Origin of the sequence: Lederbergia panacisoli (assembly GCF_024626525.1) — a bacterium.
Taxonomy (GTDB): Bacteria; Bacillota; Bacilli; order Bacillales; family Bacillaceae_C; genus Lederbergia; species Lederbergia panacisoli.
This window is the reverse complement of the sequence record NZ_JANJGU010000041.1, coordinates 1-716: the sequence shown is the minus strand read 5'-3', so window position 1 is coordinate 716 and position 716 is coordinate 1. Positions and strand designations below refer to the sequence as shown.

Genomic DNA, 716 nt, shown 5'->3' with positions numbered 1-716 from the left:
TATAAACGATCACCATAAGAAGGTAGCACATAAACTCATTTCCCTACACAACGAAAAACCACATTTTATGAAAATACCAGTATATAGTTTTGAGGAAATTAGGAAAGGGTTTATATGTGCATTTTGTAGTTCAATGAATATTGAAAGAAAAAGATCGGTATTACAATGTAAAAACTGTGAAAATATAGAAGGTATAGAATTAGCAATTTTAAGATCCGTGGATGAATATACACTTCTTTTTCCTGACAGAAAAATCACAACTAGGGATATTTTTGAATGGTGTGCAGGGGTAATATCTAAAAATTTAATTCAAAGAATATTAATAAAGAATTTTAATATTAAGGAAAATGCCAAGGCTACGTATTATGAGAGAAAAGATTAAAAGTTCATTATACTAATAGATTGGGACGGAAAAAAGAAACTTATCGAATATACGTTGCGAATAGACTCGAATCACACCTGCCCCTGGTCCGTGTTCCAATCCCGAATTAGCGTTGCGATTGAGTTCGAATCACACCGGACCGCGGTTCAATCCCGAATTAGCGTTGCGATTGAGTTCGAATCACCCCGGACCGTGTTCCATTTCTGAATTAGCGTTGCGATTAGGCTCGAATCACACCGGAACACGGTCCAATCCTGAATTATCGTTGCGATTAGGCTCGAATCACACCGGACCATGGTTCAATCCTGAATTAGCGTTGCGATTGAGTTCGAAT

General features: G+C 37.0%; 1 pseudogene. It reads left to right on the top strand.

Going from position 1 to position 716, the window contains the following annotated elements:
- Positions 1 to 382: pseudogene (locus NQ185_RS20105) on the top strand (NERD domain-containing protein); the annotation flags it as partial.
- Positions 383 to 716: the final 334 nt, after the last annotated feature.